We start from the raw sequence: 18,624 nt of genomic DNA on the forward strand, positions 1-18,624 counted from the left end.
CGCATGTAATTGTATGTCCTGCTTGCTAGCTGATCCGGGGATCATATGGTGCCCGGGCGCAAAGGTACGAAATGGCAGTCTTCCAGGGTCTGGCTGGTCCATTCCATTTTCCCCACCCGGGTAATGAGTTGTAAGTGTTGCAATTTAGCCCCCACCGGCGCAACCAGACGCCCGCCGGGCGCCAGCTGTTCCAGCAGGGCTTGCGGGACTTCCAGGCCGGCTGCGGCAAGGATAATCCCGTCGAAGGGCGCCGCCTGCGGCAAGCCAAGCATACCATCTCCGTACTGCAAGCGCAGATTTGACACGCGCAGCGGGCGCAGGTTGGCCTTCGCCAGCTCGTGCAGGGGCCGGATGCGCTCGATCGAATACACCTCTTTCGCCACCAGCGACAGCACCGTCGCCTGGTAACCGCAGCCCGTGCCGATCTCCAGCACGCGCTGCAAGTTGCCGCCCTGGCGCATCACTTCGATCATGCGCGCCACGATATACGGCTGCGAAATGGTCTGGTGATGGCCGATGGGCAAGGAGGCGTCGATATACGCCTGCGACGCCAGCGCCTCGTCCATGAACAGATGGCGCGGCACGGCTTGCATGGCGTCGAGCACCACCTGATCCTTGACGCCCTGTTTCGCGATGCGCGCCACCATGGCTCGGCGTACGGCCTCCGACACCAGCGGATTTTGCCGTGGCGGCGACGGCACCGCCGGTTGCGCCCGCTCATTGGCGATGGCCTGGGCCCGTGACGGCGCGATGGGCAGCGTGGCAGCGTGGTACGGCGCGCCTCCCCTGGCCGCATTTTGCGCCGCATTTTGCGTCGCCGTCTGCGGCGTGGCAATGCGCGACTGCGCCAGCGACGGCCCCCCGCCCTGCCTGGCGGGCTTGCCGGCCAGCGAATCGAGGGTCAGGGGGAAGGTACGCGGCTTGTCAGTCATAGTGAGCGGTCATGCCAGGCCTTTTGCCAGTGCATCGAGTTGGGTGGTATGGGTCAGGTCGATCTGCAACGGCGTGATCGAGACTTGTCCATGTTCAACGGCGTAAAAATCCGTGCCCGGCCCGCCTTCCTTGGCGGCACCGGCAGGGCCGATCCAGAAGATTTCACGGCCACGGGGATCGAGGGCGCGGATCACGGGCTCGGCCGAATGGCGCTTGCCCAGCCGCGTGGCCGCCATGCCTTGCAATTGCTCGTAAGGGATGGCGGGGATGTTCACATTCAGCAAATACGGTTTCTGCAGGGCGTCAAACTGGCGCTCGACGATTTCCCGCGCCACGCGGGCGGCCGCGTCCAGGTTGGCCCAACCGAATTGCGACTGGGAAAAGGCGATGGCGGGAATGCCGAACAGATAGCCTTCCGTGGCGGCCGCCACGGTGCCCGAATACAGGGTGTCGTCGCCCATGTTGGGACCGTTGTTGATGCCGGAGACCACCAGGTCGGGCCGCTCGATGAGCATGCCCGTCAACGCCACGTGCACGCAGTCGGTGGGCGTGCCGTTGACAAAATAAAAGCCGTTGGCCGCCTTGTGCACGGACAGGGGCCGGTCCAGGGACAGCGAATTGGACGCGCCCGAACGATTGCTGTCGGGCGCCACCACGACGATTTCCGCAATGGGCGCGAGCGCGTCGGCCAGGGCCGCCAGGCCTGGCGCCAGGTAACCGTCGTCGTTACTGATAAGAATTCTCATAACGAGATTTTACCTGAAGCAATGCCAACACTGCGCGTGCCACGCGCCGAATGGCAGCATTATTTATGCCGCCGCGCTGACATGGCACACGGCGTCAGCGCGGCTCGATGCCCGCTTCCGATAACGCCCCTTCCAGCGCCTGCACTTCATCCTCTTGCAAGGCCAGCAAGGCATTCAGATCACCTTGCAATTTATACATTCTTTTCAGCTGCGCCATGCCGCGCCTGCGCAGCTTGCCCGGCACGCCAGGGCGCAGCAGACCGGACTTCAAATGTTCGGCCAGTTCGCCCGCCTGCGCATACTGTTCGCGCTCGATCATGCCTTGCAACATCGAGATCATGCTGGCAAGGGTGTCCGGCTCGGCCACGTCGTGCCCGCTGGCGCGGCCGGCCAGGATGGTTTCCTGCAAATGCCGGGCGCCGTCCAGCACGCTGTCCGCATGCCCCGTGACGGGCGCATTCAGCAAGCGGTCGCTGCCGCTGAGCACCGCGTCTTCCAGCAGGCGCGCCGCCTCGCTCTCGCCCTGCTGCTGCAGGGTACCGGCCAATTGCTTCTTGCTGTGCAAGGTATCAAGGTGGTCTTCGCCCAGCAGGCGCGCATGCACTTCCAGCACTTGCTCCTGCACGCTGCGCGCCGCATCAAGCTCGCCACGCCGCAACAGCGCCTCGGCCAGCTTGCGCTGACTCATCAGGGTTTCAGGATGGTCGAGCCCGTGCGTGCGCTCGCGCGCCGCCACCTGGTCTTCGTGCAGCTGGCGCGCACCGGCCCAGTCGCCCTGCCCGGCCACGATATCGGCCAGCAAGTCGCGCGTGGCCAAGGTGGCCGCATGGTCGCTGCCCAGGCGCCGCTCCTGCACCTGCAGCACGGCAGCGAGCAGGCGCCGCGCGCCTTCCAGGTCGCCTGCGCGCCCCAGGGCCTGCGCCAGGGCCAGCTTGCTGCGCAAGGTATCGCCATGCTCGGCACCAAACAGGCGCTCGCGCGCCGCCACCACCGTGCCCAGCACTTGCTGCGCCTGCGCCAGCCGGCCCATGCGCAGCAAGGTGGCGGCGCGGCGATCCATCGCTTCCAGGGTCAGCGGATGCTCGCCGCCCAGCTGGCGCACATAGCTTGCCAGCACGGCATCTTGCAACAGCAGCGCCGCCGCCATTTCCCCCTGCAGCAACAGGGTTTGCGCCAGGCAGGCCCGGGCGGCCAGGGTGTCGGGATGCTCGCTGCCCATCACGCGCTCGCGCACGTCGAGCACGTCCTCTTCCAGGAAGCGCGCTTCATCGAGCTTGCCCAGCTGGCGCAGCAGGCGCGCCATGCCGCTCTTGCACGCCAGGCTGTCGGGATGTTCCTCACCCAGCAGGCGTACGCGGATCTCGACGCTCTGGCGAAAGGCGTCAAGCGCCTGCGCGCTGCGCCCCTCCTTGCGGTACAGCTCGCCCAGGCGGGCCAGGTCGCGCGCCAGCGGCAGGGCCACGGCGCGGCCCGGTTCGAGCAGCAAGGCCTGGCGCGCTTCGCTGATGGCGCCCAGCAAGGCGATTTCACGGCTCGATTGCCAGGGAAAGTAGCCGCCCGTCAGCCAGTGCAAAAAGGCTTCGAAAGTACGCGTGAGGGAAAAGCGGTCGCCGCCCTGGTCGATGCGCACGGCCAGCTGCTCGCCATAGGCAAAGGTTTTCGTCTGCTGCAGCTGGACTTCGTCGAAATAGCTGTCGAGGGCAATCTGCGACAAGCCGTAGGAAGTGCGCAGCAGGCGCTCGAACATGGGCTGGAAGCCGGCGATGCCCTTGTGCGCGTCGCCGCGGCGCCACTCGGCGCGCTGCGCCCCATCGCCCATTTCTATGCGCGAGGGCAAGGGGTAGACGAGCAGCGGACGCTGTTCATCCTCATGACTGCGGCGGTATTCGATGGCCCGGGTGACGAGCGCATCGACGCCTTCCAGGCTTTGCCGGTTCGGCGTGAAGACCACCACCAGCTTTTTCGGCAGCAAGGTGGTGCAGATGCCGGCACTGTCCGTGCGGCCCGTGCGCGAATCGACCAGCACGTAGCGGAAATGCTGGGCCAGGGTATCGGCGAAGCAGCGGAACAGGGCTGGGCAAGTGTCGAACAGCTGATCCCAGCGCATCTGCGCCAGGCGTTCGCTATAGCTGGCATCGAAACGCCCCGCGCGCATCAGGTACAGCGGGCTGCCCTGATCGACGCGCACCACGTATTGCTGCCAGTCGATGGCGTCGAGCACGCGCTGCGCCAGCGCCGCGTCCTCGCGCCCGGCATCTTCGCGCCCCCTGGCCTGCCCGCCGCCGCGCGCGCCCGCCGTTTCCAGGCTGAAGCGCTCGAGCTGCTGGCGGCACGCCTCGAAGAACTCGAGCACGCCCGGCCGCTCCTCGTGCTGCTCGAAATAATGGTGCAGGCCCGGCGCTTCCATGTCCCAGTCCAGCATCAGCACGGGCACGCTGGCGTTTTCACGGCGCGCCAGCAGGACGGCAATGTTCGACAGGGCCATGGTGCGGCCGGTACCGCCCTTGTAGGAATAGAAGGTGACGACTTCGCCAGGGGCGCTCAAAGGCGGCAGGGAGAGGCGTTGGCATTCCATGACGGGACCTTTTACGTGATTAACGCGGAAAGTGGGGAGGCGGAATGGCGCGCCATTCCGGCGGAATAGCGGGCAACACGAAACGGCTGCAATCGTGGCCGGGCGGTGTCGACCGCTTGAGCAAGTGGTAATGCGTGGCGATGCGCTGCACGATGCGGTCGATGTCGGGCAGGTATTGCGGATTCGACTTCAGGTCGCCGCTGGCCAGCGTATAGCCGGAGAAATCGACGTACAGCCCCGACTCCGTGATTTGCGGCGGCAAGCCGTCCGGATGGCGCGTCATGATGATGGGGATGATCAGGTGGCTGGGCAGCGCATACCAGGCGCGCCGCTCCTGTTCGATTAGTTGCATGGCAGCAAATTCACGCCGCGTATAGCCGTGTGCTTCATATTTGGGCGTGTACAGCACGATCATGCAGACGCTCTGGCACATGGCGCGCGCCACGCGCAGGTCGATATCGTCGCCACCGCCGAGTTGCTCGCTGTCGATGAACAGCACTTCTTCACGGTCGAGGTGCGGTTCCAGATAGCAAGCCAGCGCCTCGATGAGATCATTCTTGAACTTGTTCATGAACGCATATTGGCCGTGTGCATAGCTCAAGAAACAGCCGTAGCGGATCTCCATGGCATCCCCCCTGTTCCCCGTGCGGCCCTGCCAACGCCGCGCCTTCATCCTGCAAGGCATGAACTCACTGTAGACCGCCCGGCAACAGCTCAGTTTGCGCTGGCGCAAAGATGTGTCTGGCGTCCTGGACATGGCAGAAAAAGCCAGAAACTGGCACGATCACGCCCATTTCTGGCATACCAGGCGCGCAGGCAAGCGCCGCACTGGAAGCGCTAGTGGCTTGATAACAAAGGGAAATATGCCGGCGCGCAACTGGCGCCGGCAAGCAGGACTCAAGCGAGGACTTAAGCGCCCTTGACGGGCAGATTGCGGAAGAACTCCACCACTTCGGCCGCATCGCGCGTGCGCTTGAACGGTGGCAGGCTTTGCCAGATGCGCTTGCCGTACGGCTTGGAAATGAGGCGCGGATCGCAGATCATCAGCACGCCGCGGTCGCCCTCGTCACGGATCAATCGGCCCGCGCCCTGCTTCAGGTTGATGATGGCTTCCGGCAGCGAATGGTGCATGAAGCCGTTCTTGCCCTGTTTTTCCATCACTTCGATGCGCGCCGCCAGCACGGGATCGTCGGGCGGCGCAAATGGCAGCTTGTCGATGATCACCAGAGAGAGCGCATCGCCGCGCACGTCGACGCCTTCCCAGAAGCTCTGGCTGCCGATCAGCACGCCATTCCCGGCGGCGCGGAACTGGTCCAGCAATTCCGTGCGGCCCTTGTCGCCCTGCACGAACAGGGGGTAGTTCAGGCCCCGCTGCTTGAATTCGTCGGCCAGGCGCTCGGCGGCCCGCTTGACGGCGCGCAAGGTGGTGCACAGGAAGAAGGTGCGCCCGCCCGCCGCCTCGATGATGGGCAAGGCGCAGTCGATGACGGCGTCCGTGTAGCCCAGCGAATTCGGCTGCGGCAGGTTTTGCGGCACGAACAGCAAGCCCTGCTGGCCATAGTCGAAGGGGCTCGGCCAGGTGTGCGACGGTTCGCCCGTCAAGCCCATCTGTTCCGAAAAATGCTTGAAATCATTCTTCACGGCCAGGGTGGCGGACGTGAAAATCCAGCTGCGCGGCGTGCCTTCGCGCTGGTTGTTGAAGATCGGTGCGATCGACAATGGTGTTTTATGCAACTGCAAGGAGCTGGAAAACGCCTCCACCCAGAACACGGCTTCTTCGCCAGCCGCGACCTTGGCCTTCGGATCGAACTTCCAGCCGCTCAGCTGCTGCGCCAGCTCGACGCCGCGCACGCGGCACTGTTCCAGCGTTTCCGCGCGTTCCGCCTGGGTTTCCAGCACCGCCACCATGCCGTCGAGCTCATCTTTGAGCGTGTCGAGCGCCGGAAAGAAATCACTCGACGGGGCGATTTGCGGCAGGGACAGGCGCACGATATCCTGCGGGAAGGTCAAACGCAGGTCGCGCGCCGCCTTTTCCACCACCGTCACCGTCTTGGCCCAGTCGATGCCGCGCGCGTGCGCCAGGCCCTCGGCCAGCACGTCGCGGCACAGTTCCAGGATTTGCGAGGTCGACACCGTGTTGCCAAAGAACAAAGTGGCCGTATCGGGCAGCTGGTGTGCCTCATCGAAGATGATGGTATTGGCCGAAGGCAGCAATTCGGCCACGCCCGTGTCCTTCAGGGCCACATCGGCAAAGAACAGATGGTGGTTGACCACCACCACGTCGGCCTGCTGGGCTTCCTTGCGGGCTTTCATGACGAAGCAATCCTGGTAATACTGGCACTCGGCACCCATGCAAGTGTCGCGCGTGGACGTCACCAAATTCCAGATCATGGCGTTTTCCGGCACCTTGGCCAGTTCCGCCTTGTCGCCGGAGCTGGTCATCTTGATGAAGCGCGAGATTTCGCGCAAATGCCCCACGTCGTCGCGCGACGTCATGCGCCCGTTTTGCAGGGTGCGTTCCAGGTGATAGTGGCAGACGTAGTTCGAGCGGCCCTTCAGCAGGGCCACGGAGACCGGTGCCTGCAGCGCGGCGCGCACGGTGGGGATATCGCGCAGGAACAATTGGTCCTGCAAGTTCTTCGTGCCGGTAGACACGATGGTCTTGCCGCCCCACATCAGGGCCGGCACCAGGTAGGCGAAAGTTTTACCCGTGCCCGTGCCCGCCTCGGCGATCAGGGTGGTCTGGCTGTCGATGGCGTGGGCGATGGCCTTGGCCATTTCCGTTTGCGAACGGCGCGGCTTGTAGCTGCCCACGGCGGGACCGAGCGGGCCGCCCGCGCCGAACAGGCGCTCGATGTCGGCATCGTGCTTGCCAGGGGCCGCCTGGGGTTCGGCTGGCAGACTGGCGTGCAAATCGGCAGGCTGGCCATCTGGGTTTACAGGCAATAAATTGTAATCGGTCAAAATATACTTAAGTGAAGGCTGGACTGGACGCTGCTGGCGCCCCTCAGGCGGGAACGTCGGGCACCAACTGCATTTTCAGCAAGGTGATGTGATCCTTCAATTGCAATTTGCGCTTTTTCAGGCGGCGCAGCTGCAGCTCGTCATGGTGACCATCGAGTATCAGCAACTCGATGACGGCATCGAGGTCACGGTGCTCCACGTTGAGTTCAATCAGGCGCCGCTCTATTTGCTGTGCATCGCTCATGTGTTGCGTTCCAGGCAGTGTTGGTAACAGGCGCGCGCAACGTACGCAGGCAGCCATTGACGCCGGCATCACCGGCAAGTGCGTAGTTTAACCTGCCACGCGCGTTAGGGCACGCCATTTCCGGCATGCCCCGCGCACGCAGGTCTTATTTGGCAGGAGGCACAGGCACAGCGACGGCCGGCGTGCTGGCAGCCGCTTTGGCCGCCTTGGCCTGCGCTTCGGCCTGGCGCTCGGCCAGGCGTTGCGCCACTCTTTTCTGGCGCGCCGCGGCGTCAGCCTGCTTGCGCGCATAGTCTGCTTCGCGGGCTGCGCGGCGCGGCGCTTCGGCGGCTGCGGCAGCGGCCTGCTTCGCCACCTTCGCCGCTTGCGCAGCCTCGCGCTCGGCAAGGCTCTTGCCTTCCGGCTTGGGCGGCGCCGGCTCGGGCGTGACCACTTTCACGGGCTTGGGCATGGCCGCAGTGCGCTGCTCGGCGTCCAGGCGCGCATCTTCCTGCGTCCTGGCCAGATCGATATCGCGCAGGCGCACGGATTCGGCCCGCTTGAAGTAATTCGCTTCCGCGTCGACGGCGCGCAGGCGCACGAGGATCAGGCGGCGCTTTTCCTTGGCCTGATCCAGGCAGTTATTCACAAAAAACTTGTCGTAGCACTCCAGTTCGCGCGCGGCAAACTCATTTTCGGCCGCCGCGCGTTCGCTGGCTGACTGCTTCAGCTTGGCGTCCGCTTCTTCCACCGACAAGGTCGCGGGCACCTGCGGTGCGCCAACCTCATCCAATGCCGCGGCACCCTGGTGCGCGCAGGCGGACAATGCCAGGGCCAGGCCCAGCGCCGCACCCAGCTTGTATAGTGTATTTGCCATGATGTTCATTATCCCTGCCTCAAACGATCGCGTCGGCCGCGCCGCGCTGTTCTTTTTCCATGTATTCGCGCGATTGCATCTCGATGATACGCGAAACGGTACGGTGAAACTCGTTGGCCAGCATGCCATTCGTGTACAGCTGCTCGGGCGCCACTTCGGCCGACATGACCAGCTTGACCTTTTGATCATAAAACACGTCGATCAGCCAGGTAAAGCGGCGCGCTTCGGACGACTGCGCCGCCGACATGGCCGGTATGCCGGACAATATCACCGTATGGAAGCGGCTGGCGATTTCCAGGTAATCATTTTGCGAGCGGGGTCCACCGCACAGGGTGGCGAAATCGAACCAGATGATGCCGCCGGCGCGGCGCAGGCAATGGATTTCGCGGCTCTCGATACGGATGCGCGCATCTTCATCGGCCGTCTCGGCGATGCGCGTGTAGGCATCGCGCAAGGCCTTGTCGGTGCCGGCGCCCAGCGGCGTGTAGTAGCTTTCCACCTGTTCCAGCGCGCGGCCGCGGTAATCGACGCCGGCGTCGACGTTCATCACGTCGAGCTTGTCCTTCAGCAGCGCGATGGTCGGCAGCATGCGGTCGCGGTGCAGGCCGTCCGGATACAGCAGGTCGGGATCGTAATTCGAGGTCATGATGAAGGACACGCCATTGGCGAACAGGGCCGACAGCAGGTTGTACAGGATCATCGCATCGGCGATGTCCGAGACGTGGAATTCATCGAAGCAGATCAGGCGGTATTTCTTGGCGATACGCTTGGCCACGTCGTCGAGCGGGTCGGCCACGCCTTTCAATTCATCGAGCTGCTGGTGCACGCCGCGCATGAATTCGTGGAAGTGCAAGCGCGTCTTGCGCACTACCGGCACGACCGAGTAAAAACTGTCCATCAGGAACGATTTGCCGCGCCCCACGCCGCCCCACATGTACACGCCTTTCGGCACGGCAGGACGGTTCAGCAGGCGCTTGAAGGTACTCGAGCGCTGGCCCTTGTAGGCCACCCACTCGTCATAGCACAGCTGCAGGCGGTCGACCGCGCGCCGTTGGGCGGCATCGGCCTTGAAATCACGCTTCTGCAACGCGTGCTGGTAAAACTCTTCTACGTTCATGGGATTCGCTTTAACGCACAAGGGCGCCGGCGGAAAAAATCCGCGAGCGCCCCTGTAGGACTAACTACAATTAAAAGTTCAACGTGCGCTTGTCAACCGCCAGTGCCGCTTCCTTGGTCGCTTCCGACAAGGATGGATGTGCGTGGCAGATGCGCGCGATGTCTTCGGCCGAGGCCTTGAATTCCATCGCCACGACGGCTTCGGAAATCAGTTCGGAGGCCATCGGGCCGACGATGTGCACGCCGAGGATTTCATCGGTGGTCGCATCGGCCAGGAATTTCACCATGCCCGAAGTGTCGCCCAGCGCGCGCGCACGGCCGTTGGCCATGAACGGGAAGGTACCGGCCTTGTAGGCGATGCCTTCGGCCTTCAGGGTTTGCTCGGTCTTGCCGACCCACGCGATTTCCGGCGAGGTGTAGATCACCCACGGAATCGTGTTGAAGTTGGTGTGACCGTGCTGGCCGGCGATACGCTCGGCCACGGCAACGCCTTCTTCTTCGGCCTTGTGCGCCAGCATCGGGCCGCGCACGACGTCGCCCACTGCCCACACGTTCGGCAAGTTGGTCTTGCAGTCGCCGTCGACGGCGATGAAGCCGCGTTCGTCCAGCTGCAGGCCGACCTTGTCCGCGCCCAGACCATTCGTGTTCGGCGTACGGCCGATCGAGATGATCAGTTTGTCGAACACGGCTTTTTGCGCTTCGCCCTTGGCGTCCACGAATTCGACGGTGACGTCTTTCTTGCCTGGCGTGATGGCGCCGATCTTGCAACCGAGGTTGATCTTCAAGCCTTGCTTGATGAACAGCTTCGACGCTTCCTTGGCGATCTGCTCGTCGACGGCGCCCAGGAAGACCGGCAGGCCTTCGAGCACGGTGACGTCGGAACCCAGGCGGCGCCAGACGCTGCCCATTTCCAGACCGATCACGCCGGCACCGATGACGCCCAGCTTGGCTGGAACGGCGTCGATGGTCAGTGCGCCCGTGTTCGACAGGATCAGTTTCTCGTCGAATGGTGCGCCCGGCAATTCGCGTGCGTTCGAACCCGTGGCGATGACCACATGCTTGGCCGTCAGGGTTTCGTTGGCTGCGCCCGTCACGCTGATGTCATACGTGCCAGCGGCGGCGGCAGCGAAAGCGGCGCGGCCGTGGAAGAAGGCGATCTTGTTCTTCTTGAACAGGTACAGGATGCCGTCGTTGTTTTGCTTGACGACGGTGTCTTTGCGCTTGAGCATCTGGCCCAGGTTCAGCTTCAGGCCGGCGACGTCGATGCCGTGCTCGGCGAAGCTGTGGCCCGCGTGTTCAAAATGCTCGGACGATTGCAGCAGCGCTTTCGACGGGATGCAGCCGACGTTGGTGCAGGTACCGCCAGGCGCGGCGCCGCCCTTGGCGTTCGACCACTCGTCGACGCAGGCGACGGAAAAGCCCAGCTGCGCTGCGCGGATGGCGGCGATATAGCCGCCAGGGCCCGCACCGATGACCACTACGTCAAATTGTTTAGTACTCATGTTTTGTTATTCCAATCTCTTCGTCTGGTACGAAAATCCACAATAGAAGGTAAATCACCACGCCGAAGCCGAAGGTCAATGTAAACAGGACGAAGACGAGGCGCCAGATCCACGCTTCCATGCCGGAAGCGCGGCCCAGGCCGCCACAGACGCCACCGAGCCAGCGGTCGTTGCGCGAACGGCGCAGGCGGTTGAATTCCTGCACCAGGTCGTTCGACGGAGCGGAGTCGGAGGGACTGTCCGATTTGTCCAGGTTGATATTGCTCAGGAGCTTGGCTTTCGCTTGCGCGAATTCCGCGTCACTCAGGGCACCTGCCAGATGCAACTCGTGCAGACGCTTGATTTCTTCAGAGACGTTCATGGGAATCCTCTTTCATTGAGATCAGCCAGCTGCGTCTTCTGGCAAGGGGTATCAGCTACATTGCCCCGGCGGCGACGCCGGGGGACTACGGTGCTTACAGGTCCAGCAACAGGCGTGCAGGATCTTCCAGCGCTTCTTTCATCGCCACCAGGCCCAGGACGGCTTCGCGGCCGTCGATGATGCGGTGGTCGTAGGACATGGCCAGGTAGTTCATCGGACGTACCACGATCTGGCCGTTTTCGACCACGGCGCGGTCCTTGGTCGCATGCACGCCCAGGATGGCCGATTGTGGCGGGTTGATGATCGGGGTCGACAGCATGGAGCCGAAGGTGCCGCCGTTCGAGATCGAGAACGTGCCGCCCGTCAGGTCGTCCAGGGTCAGCTTGCCTTCCTTGGCTTTCGCACCGAATTCACCGATTTTTTTCTCGATGTCGGCGATCGACAGCTGGTCCGCATTGCGGATGATAGGCACGACCAGGCCACGTGGCGAACCGACAGCGATGCCGATGTCGAAGTAGCCGTGGTACAGGATGTCGTTGCCGTCAACGGAAGCGTTGATGATCGGGTATTTTTTCAGCGCGGCGACGGCGGCCTTGACGAAGAAGGACATGAAGCCCAGCTTGACGCCGTGCTCTTTCTCGAACTTGTCCTTGTACTTGTTGCGCAGGTCGATGACCGGCTGCATGTTCACTTCATTGAACGTGGTCAGGATGGCGTTCGTCGATTGCGATTGCAGCAGGCGCTCGGCGATACGTGCGCGCAGGCGGCTCATCGGCACGCGCTCTTCCGGACGGTCACCCAGGCTGGCGATGGTCGGCGTGGCGACTTGCTGCAGCGCTGGCTTGGCAGCGGCTGGCGCCAGTGGCGCGACAGCTGGCTTGGCGGATGCGGCCAGGGCGTCGCCCTTGGTCACGCGGCCGTCTTTGCCGGAACCGGCGACGTCGCCAGCGGACAGGCCTTTTTCGGACAGGATCTTGGCAGCGGCAGGCATGGCGACATCGCCTTTGGTCGCAGCGGCTGGTGCCGACGCGTTAGCGGTATCCTGGGCTGCAGCAGCCAGGGCTGGCGCAGGCACGGCCGACACTTCCATCGGGCTGACCTTGGCCGAGCCGTCGGTGTCGATGATGGCGATGACTTCGCCGGCGACGACGGTGGCGCCGTCAGCCTTGATGATCTGCACGATTACGCCAGCGACGGGCGCCGGCAGTTCCAGCACCACTTTATCGGTTTCGATATCGATCATGTTTTCGTCGCGCGCGACTGGCTCGCCGACTTTCTTGTGCCATGCCAGCAGGGTCGCTTCTGCAACCGATTCCGACAACTGGGGAACTTTGACTTCGATTTGTGCCATGTAAAACTCCGTTTATTTTGTTATTGCGGCGCCGCCCCTGCGTAGCAAGGGCGGCGCTCCGTCATGATGTATGCGAGCAGGCGCCATGCATACACATGGCGCCTCTTATCCTGCCACTTACTTGGTCAGGATAAAACCCTTCAACTTCGAGAATGCCGTTTCCAGCAGATCTTTTTGCTGGGCGTAGTGCTTGTCATAATAACCGACAGCCGGCGACGCCGAAGCAGGACGGCCGGCGTAAGCCAGACGCTGACCCGCTTCCAGGCCTTCGAAGATGTTGTGCTGGATCTGGAACCAGGCGCCCTGGTTTTGCGGCTCGTCCTGGGCCCATACGACTTCGACCAGGTTCGGGAACTTCTTCAGTTCAGCAGCGAACGACTTGTGCGGGAACGGATACAGCTGTTCCAGGCGCACGATGGCCGTGTCGGTCTGGCCGCGTGTCTTGCGTGCGTTGACCAGGTCGTAGTAGACCTTGCCCGAGCAGGCGACGACGCGCTTGACTTTCTTGGCATCGATTTTGTCGTCGACTTCGCCGATCACGGTCTGGAAACCACCCTTGGACAGGTCGGTCAGCGGCGAACCGGCATCCTTGTTGCGCAACAGCGACTTCGGCGTCAGGATGACCAGCGGCTTGCGGAACTGGCGCACCATCTGGCGACGCAGCAAATGGAAGATCTGCGAAGCCGTCGTCGGCTGCACCACTTGCATGTTGTTGTCTGCGCACAGCTGCAGGAAACGCTCTGGACGCGCGGACGAGTGCTCAGGACCCTGGCCTTCGTAACCGTGCGGCAGCATCATGACCAGGCCAGAAGCGCGGCCCCACTTCACTTCGCCGGAGCTGATGAATTGGTCGATCACCACTTGCGCGCCGTTGGCGAAGTCGCCGAACTGGGCTTCCCAGATCGTCAGCGTGTTCGGTTCAGCGGTCGAGTAGCCGTATTCGAAGGCCAGTACGGCTTCTTCGGACAGCACCGAGTCGATGACGGTGAACGGCGCCTGGTTTTCCGAGACGTTTTGCAGCGGAATGTAGGTACCTGCATCCCAGCGCTCGCGGTTCTGATCGTGCAGGACGGCGTGGCGGTGCACGAAGGTGCCGCGGCCGGCATCCTGGCCCGTCAGGCGGATGGCGTAGCCGGACGAAACCAGCGAAGCGTAGGCCAGGTGTTCGCCCATGCCCCAGTCCAGGTTCATTTCGCCACGGCCCATGGTGCCACGGTCGCCCAGCACTTTTTCAACCAGCGAGTGGACCTTGAAGTCGTCCGGCACGCTGGTGATACGGCTGGCCAGGCGTTTCAGTTCCGTCATCGGCACGGCGGTGTCGGCCGAATCGGTCCATTTCTTGTTCAGGAACGGCAGCCAGTCGACGGCGTACTTGTTCTTGAAGTTCGAGATGACCGGATCGACGGTATGCTTGCCGGCGTCCATGGCGTCGCGGAAAGCGGCCACCATCTTGTCGCCGCCATCGGCAGGGATCACGCCTTGCGCTACCAGCTTGTCCGCGTACAGCTTGCGGGTGCCTGGATGCTGGCCGATCTTCTTGTACATCAGTGGCTGCGTCAGTGCCGGCGTATCCTGCTCATTGTGGCCCAACTTGCGGTAGCAGATGATGTCGAGGACGATGTCCTTCTTGAATTCCATGCGGTAGTCGAGCGCGATTTGCGTCGCCAGCACCACGGCTTCAGGATCATCGGCATTGATGTGCAGGACCGGTGCTTCGATCATCTTGACGACGTCCGAGCAGTACAGGGTCGAGCGGGCATCGCGCGGGTCCGAGGTGGTGAAACCAATCTGGTTGTTGATCACGATATGCACCGTGCCACCCGTATGGTAGCCGCGGGTTTGCGCCAGATTCAGCGTTTCCATGACCACGCCCTGGCCGGCGAAAGCGGCATCGCCGTGCACCAGGATAGGCAGCACTTGCGCGCCCTGCGCGTCGCCGCGGCGATCCATGCGGGCCTTGACGGAACCTTCGACCACAGGGTTGACGATTTCCAGGTGCGACGGGTTGAACGCCAGCGACAGGTGGACCGGGCCGCCTGCGGTGGAGATGTCCGACGAGAAGCCTTGATGGTACTTCACGTCGCCGGCAGGCAGGTCGTCGCCATGCTTGCCTTCGAATTCTTCGAACAGTTCCTGTGGCGCCTTGCCCAGGGTGTTCACCAGTACGTTCAGGCGGCCGCGGTGGGCCATGCCGATAACGATTTCCTGCACGCCTTTTTCGCCGGCGCGCTGGATGGTTTCATCCATCGAGGCGATGAAGGTTTCGCCGCCTTCCAGGGAGAAGCGCTTCTGGCCCACGTAACGGGTGTGCAGATAGCGTTCCAGGCCTTCAGCCGCGGTCAGGCGGTCGAGGATGTGGATTTTTTTCTCTGGGGTGAAATTCGGGGTGGAGCGGATCGATTCCAGTTTCTCTTGCAACCAGCGCTTTTCGGCCGGATCGGAGATGTACATGAATTCGGCACCGATCGAACGCGTGTAGGTGTCGCGCAGATAGTTCAGCAGATCGCGCAGGGTGGCGGTCTCGGGGCCAAAATAGGTATTGCTGATGTTGAACACGGTGTCCATGTCAGCGTCGGTGAAACCGTAGAAGCTCGGCTCGAGCTCAGGGATCATCGGACGTTCCTGGCGTTGCAGTGGATCCAGATTGGCCCAGTGCGAACCGAGGTAGCGGTAAGCGGCGATCAGTTGCGTTGCAGCAACACGTTTGCGACCCATTTCAGCATCGAAGGAAGCGGTCACTGTGCGGATCGGACCTGCTTTTGCGCGCTCGGCGAACGAGGCGACGACGGAGGCATGCGCCACGTCAGGCTTGTTGCTGCCATCGACGGCAGGCACGTGCTGCATCGCGTCGAAGTAGGAGCGCCAGTTATCGGGTACCGAGCCTGGATTGTTCAGATACGCTTCGTACAGGTCTTCCACGTACGGAGCATTCCCACCGAACAGGTAGGAGTTGGTCGTTAATTGCTGCATATATTGCTCACCTTTCTTCGCGTTTCGCGAGGAATTAGCGGGTTAATCTAACCTTCCGCGACACGGCCTGACCGGTTAGCGGATTGCACATCAAGTTGTGGGGAAGGGCTTTTTTATTGCACCAGCATTCTGCATACCGTCATTTAGAATAGCACGCGGTATTGTAACGCAACAACGGCTAGTTGAATTTATTTGGCAAGCAAATGTAAGCCGGGTGCTTGATTTTCCCGGGCTTGCCAGCCTGTTACTGTTGTGCTTACGGCACTTTCACGCTCGCGCTGGCGTGCCGCTTGCGCCCGACTGGTCTGGCCGATGACGGCGCCGCCGCGATGGCCGCCAGCCAATCGGCATCGCCGGCAAACCAGTCCACCAGGAAGTCGAGCATGGTGCGCAGCAGCGGCGACATGTGCTGGCGCGAGGTGTAGATACCGTAGATGCCCATGTCCTGCGGCTGATACGCGGGCAACAGTTCCACCAGTTGTCCGCTGGCGATCAGCGGCGCGGCCGAATAGCGCGGCTGCATGGCGATGCCCGCCCCCGCCACCGTCGCCACCAGCAGCACCAGCGATTCATTCGCCGACAGGCGGCCGCTGACGGGGACAGTGAGCGCTTCCCCGTCGTGCGTGAACTGCCACAAGCTCTTGCCGAAATACGTATAGGTCAGGCAGTTATGCAGGGCCAGGTCCTCCGCCCGGCGCGGCGTGCCGTGCGCCGCCAGGTACGATGGTGCAGCGCACACCACCGAGGCGCAACTGGCCAACTGGCGCGCGATCAGGTTCGGTTCGAGCGCGTTCGTGATGCGGATCGCCAGGTCGATGCGCTGCTCCACCAGGTTGACGGCGCGGTTCTCCATCTGCAGGTCGACGGCGGCGCGCGGGTAGCGCTGCAGGTAAGCGGTCACTGCGCCAGCGAGCGCCGTCTGCGCCAGCGATTGCGAGCAAGTAATGCGCAGCAAGCCGTGCGGCGTGTCGGCGCCTTCCGGCGCGGCGACGGCCATGGCGCCAGCCACTTCCAGCATCTGGCGGCAGCGCGCCAGGGTCGCTTCGCCCGCATCCGTCAGGCTCAACCGACGCGTGGTGCGATGCAGCAGACGCGCCCCCGCCCACTGCTCCATCTCGGCCAGGTAGCGCGTCACCATGGCGCGCGACATATCGAGCGCCTCGCTGGCAGCGACCATGCTGCCGCGCTCGGCAATGGCGACAAATACTTGTGCGGCGGTGATGCGGTCCATGCGGATACTCCCTTGATTCATCCGATCCATGCAACTAAGTATTGCAATCTACCCTATTTGTCGCACCTGGTCGAAAGGATAATATGCGACAAGAGCATTCAATGCAGAAAGAATAATATGCTGGCACGCGCCGCCCGCCTCTCCCGCACGCTGGAAACCTTCCAACTGGACGTGCTGGGCTGCGTACCGTCCACCTCCTTGCTGTTGAGCGGCGTGGCGGACGCCATCCTGATCAACGCCCAGTTCCTGCGCAACGATGCGACGCAGTTAGCGCACACCATCGCCGCCAGCGGCAAGCGCCTGACCACCATCTATATCAGTGCGGCCGAACCGCAAGCCTATTTCGGGCTGGGCGTATTGCAGCAAGCATTTCCGCACGCCCACATCCTCGCCAGCGGCGCCACGGTCGAGGCGATTCGCCGCCAGGCCGGCGCCAGGGTCGCCCACTGGGGCGGCATCCTCAAGCACAATGCGCCGCGCCGCATCGTCATGCCCCAGCCCTATGAGGGCGACAGCCTGCAACTCGAGGGCCGGCAGATTGCGTTGCGCCAGCTGGAAGCGGCATTCGACTGACACGCCGCGCCTTACAAGGCCGCCAGGTAGCGCTCATACGCTTGCGCGCTGCACCCCAGCCGCTCAGCATAGCCCACCTCCTTCGGCCCGTCTTCCGCGCCATAAAAGGCAAAGAAGCGGCGCTTGTCGGCGCCGATATACGCCAGGGTGACATCAAACGGCGCCAGCAGCTGCGCCAGGGTGACGTTCCACTTGCCTTGCGGCGTGAAGTCCGCCTGTCGGATGCCCGCTGTGACGGCCAGCGCCACCTTGCGGCCCTGGAAGGCATCGCCGCCCGTGCCGTAGGCCCAGCCATACGCCAGCACCTCATCTAGCCACTGCTTCATCATGGGCGGACAGTTAAACCAGTACACGGGGAACTGCAAGACCACATTGGCGTGCGCCTCCACCAGCGCCTGTTCGCGCGCCACATCGATTTTTCCGTCCGGATAAGCCTGGTAAACATCATGCATGGTGTAACGGTCAGGATACTGCGCCAGTTCCTGCAGCCAGCGCTTGTTGGCCACCGACGTGGCGATCGAGGGATGGAAGACGATTACGAGGGTTTTCATCATGCTGCTTTCCTGAAGTGAAATGGATGCACCGGCTCCACACTCTCAGGAAAGCAGGCAAGCCGGTACCCTGCCCCGTGGCGCGCAGCATGTGGCCGCGCGCCTGCAGAGGCAGAAACAGCATAGCCATACCGGGTACTTTTCACAAGTACGCACATTGACTGCTCATACAGGAAGAAAAGTAAGCTGCAAGACCGCAAAAAGTCACTTGAGCAAGCGCATCCGTATCAGACTGGCTGGTGCCGCTCGCCCCACGCGCACAGGGTATGCAGCACGGGGATCAGCGATATGCCCTTGCTGGACAGCGAATATTCAACCTTGGGCGGCACTTGTGGATACTCCTTGCGCACGATCAGCGCATCGGCCTCCAGCTCCTTCAGCACGACGCTGAGGGTCTTGAAGGCGATGCCGCCGAGATGGCGCTTGAGTTCGTTGTGCCGCAGCACCGTGTTTTCCGCCAGCGCATACAGGATCAGCATCTTGTATTTGCCGCCGATCAGCGACAAGGTGTAGCCAAATGCCGTATCGCCCAGGGCCACGCCGCCGGGGGCGCAGGTTTCTTCATTCATCGCGTTGTGCTTCCTGTTGATCCGGGGGTTGAGCCTAACAGCCCGGCATAAAAAAACGGGCCGAAGCCCGTTTTTGATTGCT

16 protein-coding genes are annotated in these 18,624 nt (G+C 62.8%); 1 reads left to right on the forward strand and 15 read right to left on the reverse strand.

The genetic code is table 11. The annotated features are described in order from the left end of the window. Positions 1–41: 41 nt before the first annotated feature. The 13 genes from C8C92_RS20915 to C8C92_RS20975 all read right to left on the reverse strand — a co-directional run bounded on the left by C8C92_RS20915 (position 42) and on the right by C8C92_RS20975 (position 16,849). On the reverse strand, positions 42–932 hold the full coding sequence (locus C8C92_RS20915; RefSeq protein WP_099762954.1) for a protein-L-isoaspartate(D-aspartate) O-methyltransferase: 891 nt from the start codon (positions 930–932) through the stop codon (positions 42–44). A gap of 9 nt (positions 933–941) precedes the next feature. Continuing rightward, positions 942–1,679 carry a 5'/3'-nucleotidase SurE gene (gene surE / locus C8C92_RS20920; RefSeq protein ID WP_099762953.1) on the reverse strand — a complete coding sequence of 246 codons (738 nt, stop codon included), beginning with the start codon at positions 1,677–1,679 and terminating at the stop codon, positions 942–944. A gap of 94 nt (positions 1,680–1,773) precedes the next feature. Continuing rightward, positions 1,774–4,254, reverse strand: a complete 2,481-nt coding sequence (locus C8C92_RS20925; protein WP_116745135.1) for a tetratricopeptide repeat protein — start codon at positions 4,252–4,254, stop codon at positions 1,774–1,776. 19 nt (positions 4,255–4,273) lie between these two features. After that, positions 4,274–4,879, reverse strand: a complete 606-nt coding sequence (locus C8C92_RS20930; RefSeq protein WP_099762952.1) for a toll/interleukin-1 receptor domain-containing protein — start codon at positions 4,877–4,879, stop codon at positions 4,274–4,276. Between the two features lie 284 nt (positions 4,880–5,163). Then, positions 5,164–7,167: an ATP-dependent DNA helicase gene (locus C8C92_RS20935; protein ID WP_116746063.1), complete on the reverse strand. Its 2,004-nt coding sequence runs from the start codon at positions 7,165–7,167 to the stop codon at positions 5,164–5,166. A gap of 94 nt (positions 7,168–7,261) precedes the next feature. After that, positions 7,262–7,462 (reverse strand): DUF465 domain-containing protein, encoded by a 201-nt coding sequence (locus tag C8C92_RS20940; RefSeq protein ID WP_034752051.1) that lies wholly within the window; start codon positions 7,460–7,462, stop codon positions 7,262–7,264. 145 nt (positions 7,463–7,607) lie between these two features. Further along, complete coding sequence (locus C8C92_RS20945) at positions 7,608–8,318, reverse strand: hypothetical protein (protein WP_243420311.1); 711 nt, start codon at positions 8,316–8,318, stop codon at positions 7,608–7,610. 19 nt (positions 8,319–8,337) lie between these two features. Next, positions 8,338–9,435, reverse strand: a complete 1,098-nt coding sequence (zapE, locus tag C8C92_RS20950; RefSeq protein ID WP_116745137.1) for a cell division protein ZapE — start codon at positions 9,433–9,435, stop codon at positions 8,338–8,340. A gap of 70 nt (positions 9,436–9,505) precedes the next feature. Further along, positions 9,506–10,936 carry a dihydrolipoyl dehydrogenase gene (gene lpdA, locus C8C92_RS20955; RefSeq protein ID WP_099762949.1) on the reverse strand — a complete coding sequence of 477 codons (1,431 nt, stop codon included), beginning with the start codon at positions 10,934–10,936 and terminating at the stop codon, positions 9,506–9,508. Further along, a complete protein-coding gene (locus C8C92_RS20960) occupies positions 10,926–11,297 on the reverse strand; it encodes a PspC domain-containing protein (RefSeq protein ID WP_071076263.1) in 372 nt (123 codons plus the stop codon). Before C8C92_RS20960 ends, lpdA begins: the two co-directional genes overlap by 11 nt. A 94-nt stretch (positions 11,298–11,391) precedes the next feature. Then, positions 11,392–12,648, reverse strand: coding sequence for a 2-oxoglutarate dehydrogenase complex dihydrolipoyllysine-residue succinyltransferase (odhB, locus tag C8C92_RS20965; RefSeq protein WP_096236911.1), 1,257 nt, complete (start codon positions 12,646–12,648; stop codon positions 11,392–11,394). A 117-nt stretch (positions 12,649–12,765) separates the two neighbouring features. Further along, positions 12,766–15,618: a 2-oxoglutarate dehydrogenase E1 component gene (locus C8C92_RS20970; RefSeq protein ID WP_116745138.1), complete on the reverse strand. Its 2,853-nt coding sequence runs from the start codon at positions 15,616–15,618 to the stop codon at positions 12,766–12,768. Between the two features lie 256 nt (positions 15,619–15,874). Further along, complete coding sequence (locus tag C8C92_RS20975; RefSeq protein WP_116745139.1) at positions 15,875–16,849, reverse strand: LysR family transcriptional regulator; 975 nt, start codon at positions 16,847–16,849, stop codon at positions 15,875–15,877. 117 nt (positions 16,850–16,966) lie between these two features. On the opposite strand from C8C92_RS20975, the gene C8C92_RS20980 reads away from it, so the two are divergent. After that, positions 16,967–17,422 carry a hypothetical protein gene (locus tag C8C92_RS20980; RefSeq protein WP_116745140.1) on the forward strand — a complete coding sequence of 152 codons (456 nt, stop codon included), beginning with the start codon at positions 16,967–16,969 and terminating at the stop codon, positions 17,420–17,422. A gap of 11 nt (positions 17,423–17,433) precedes the next feature. Here C8C92_RS20980 and C8C92_RS20985 read toward each other — a convergent pair whose 3' ends face one another. Both C8C92_RS20985 and C8C92_RS20990 read right to left on the reverse strand, forming a co-directional pair. Beyond that, positions 17,434–17,976 carry an NAD(P)H-dependent oxidoreductase gene (locus C8C92_RS20985; RefSeq protein WP_116745141.1) on the reverse strand — a complete coding sequence of 181 codons (543 nt, stop codon included), beginning with the start codon at positions 17,974–17,976 and terminating at the stop codon, positions 17,434–17,436. 224 nt (positions 17,977–18,200) lie between these two features. Next, positions 18,201–18,542, reverse strand: a complete 342-nt coding sequence (locus C8C92_RS20990) for a helix-turn-helix domain-containing protein (protein ID WP_099762944.1) — start codon at positions 18,540–18,542, stop codon at positions 18,201–18,203. Positions 18,543–18,624 lie beyond the last annotated feature (82 nt).

Origin of the sequence: Janthinobacterium sp. 78 (assembly GCF_003096775.1) — a bacterium.
In the GTDB taxonomy this organism is placed as follows: domain Bacteria; phylum Pseudomonadota; class Gammaproteobacteria; order Burkholderiales; family Burkholderiaceae_D; genus Janthinobacterium; species Janthinobacterium tructae.

Excerpts from the sequence above, each read along its gene's own strand:
- lpdA (WP_099762949.1), bottom strand. The coding sequence starts at position 10,936 with ATGAGTACTAAACAATTTGACGTAGTGGTCATCGGTGCGGGCCCTGGC.
- C8C92_RS20990 (WP_099762944.1), bottom strand. The coding sequence starts at position 18,542 with ATGAATGAAGAAACCTGCGCCCCCGGCGGCGTGGCCCTGGGCGATACG.
- zapE (WP_116745137.1), bottom strand. The coding sequence starts at position 9,435 with ATGAACGTAGAAGAGTTTTACCAGCACGCGTTGCAGAAGCGTGATTTC.
- C8C92_RS20945 (WP_243420311.1), bottom strand. The coding sequence starts at position 8,318 with ATGGCAAATACACTATACAAGCTGGGTGCGGCGCTGGGCCTGGCCCTG.
- C8C92_RS20975 (WP_116745139.1), bottom strand. The coding sequence starts at position 16,849 with ATGGACCGCATCACCGCCGCACAAGTATTTGTCGCCATTGCCGAGCGC.
- C8C92_RS20915 (WP_099762954.1), bottom strand. The coding sequence starts at position 932 with ATGACTGACAAGCCGCGTACCTTCCCCCTGACCCTCGATTCGCTGGCC.
- C8C92_RS20940 (WP_034752051.1), bottom strand. The coding sequence starts at position 7,462 with ATGAGCGATGCACAGCAAATAGAGCGGCGCCTGATTGAACTCAACGTG.
- C8C92_RS20980 (WP_116745140.1), top strand. The coding sequence starts at position 16,967 with ATGCTGGCACGCGCCGCCCGCCTCTCCCGCACGCTGGAAACCTTCCAA.
- C8C92_RS20970 (WP_116745138.1), bottom strand. The coding sequence starts at position 15,618 with ATGCAGCAATTAACGACCAACTCCTACCTGTTCGGTGGGAATGCTCCG.
- C8C92_RS20985 (WP_116745141.1), bottom strand. The coding sequence starts at position 17,976 with ATGATGAAAACCCTCGTAATCGTCTTCCATCCCTCGATCGCCACGTCG.
- C8C92_RS20960 (WP_071076263.1), bottom strand. The coding sequence starts at position 11,297 with ATGAACGTCTCTGAAGAAATCAAGCGTCTGCACGAGTTGCATCTGGCA.
- C8C92_RS20925 (WP_116745135.1), bottom strand. The coding sequence starts at position 4,254 with ATGGAATGCCAACGCCTCTCCCTGCCGCCTTTGAGCGCCCCTGGCGAA.
- surE (WP_099762953.1), bottom strand. The coding sequence starts at position 1,679 with ATGAGAATTCTTATCAGTAACGACGACGGTTACCTGGCGCCAGGCCTG.
- odhB (WP_096236911.1), bottom strand. The coding sequence starts at position 12,648 with ATGGCACAAATCGAAGTCAAAGTTCCCCAGTTGTCGGAATCGGTTGCA.
- C8C92_RS20930 (WP_099762952.1), bottom strand. The coding sequence starts at position 4,879 with ATGGAGATCCGCTACGGCTGTTTCTTGAGCTATGCACACGGCCAATAT.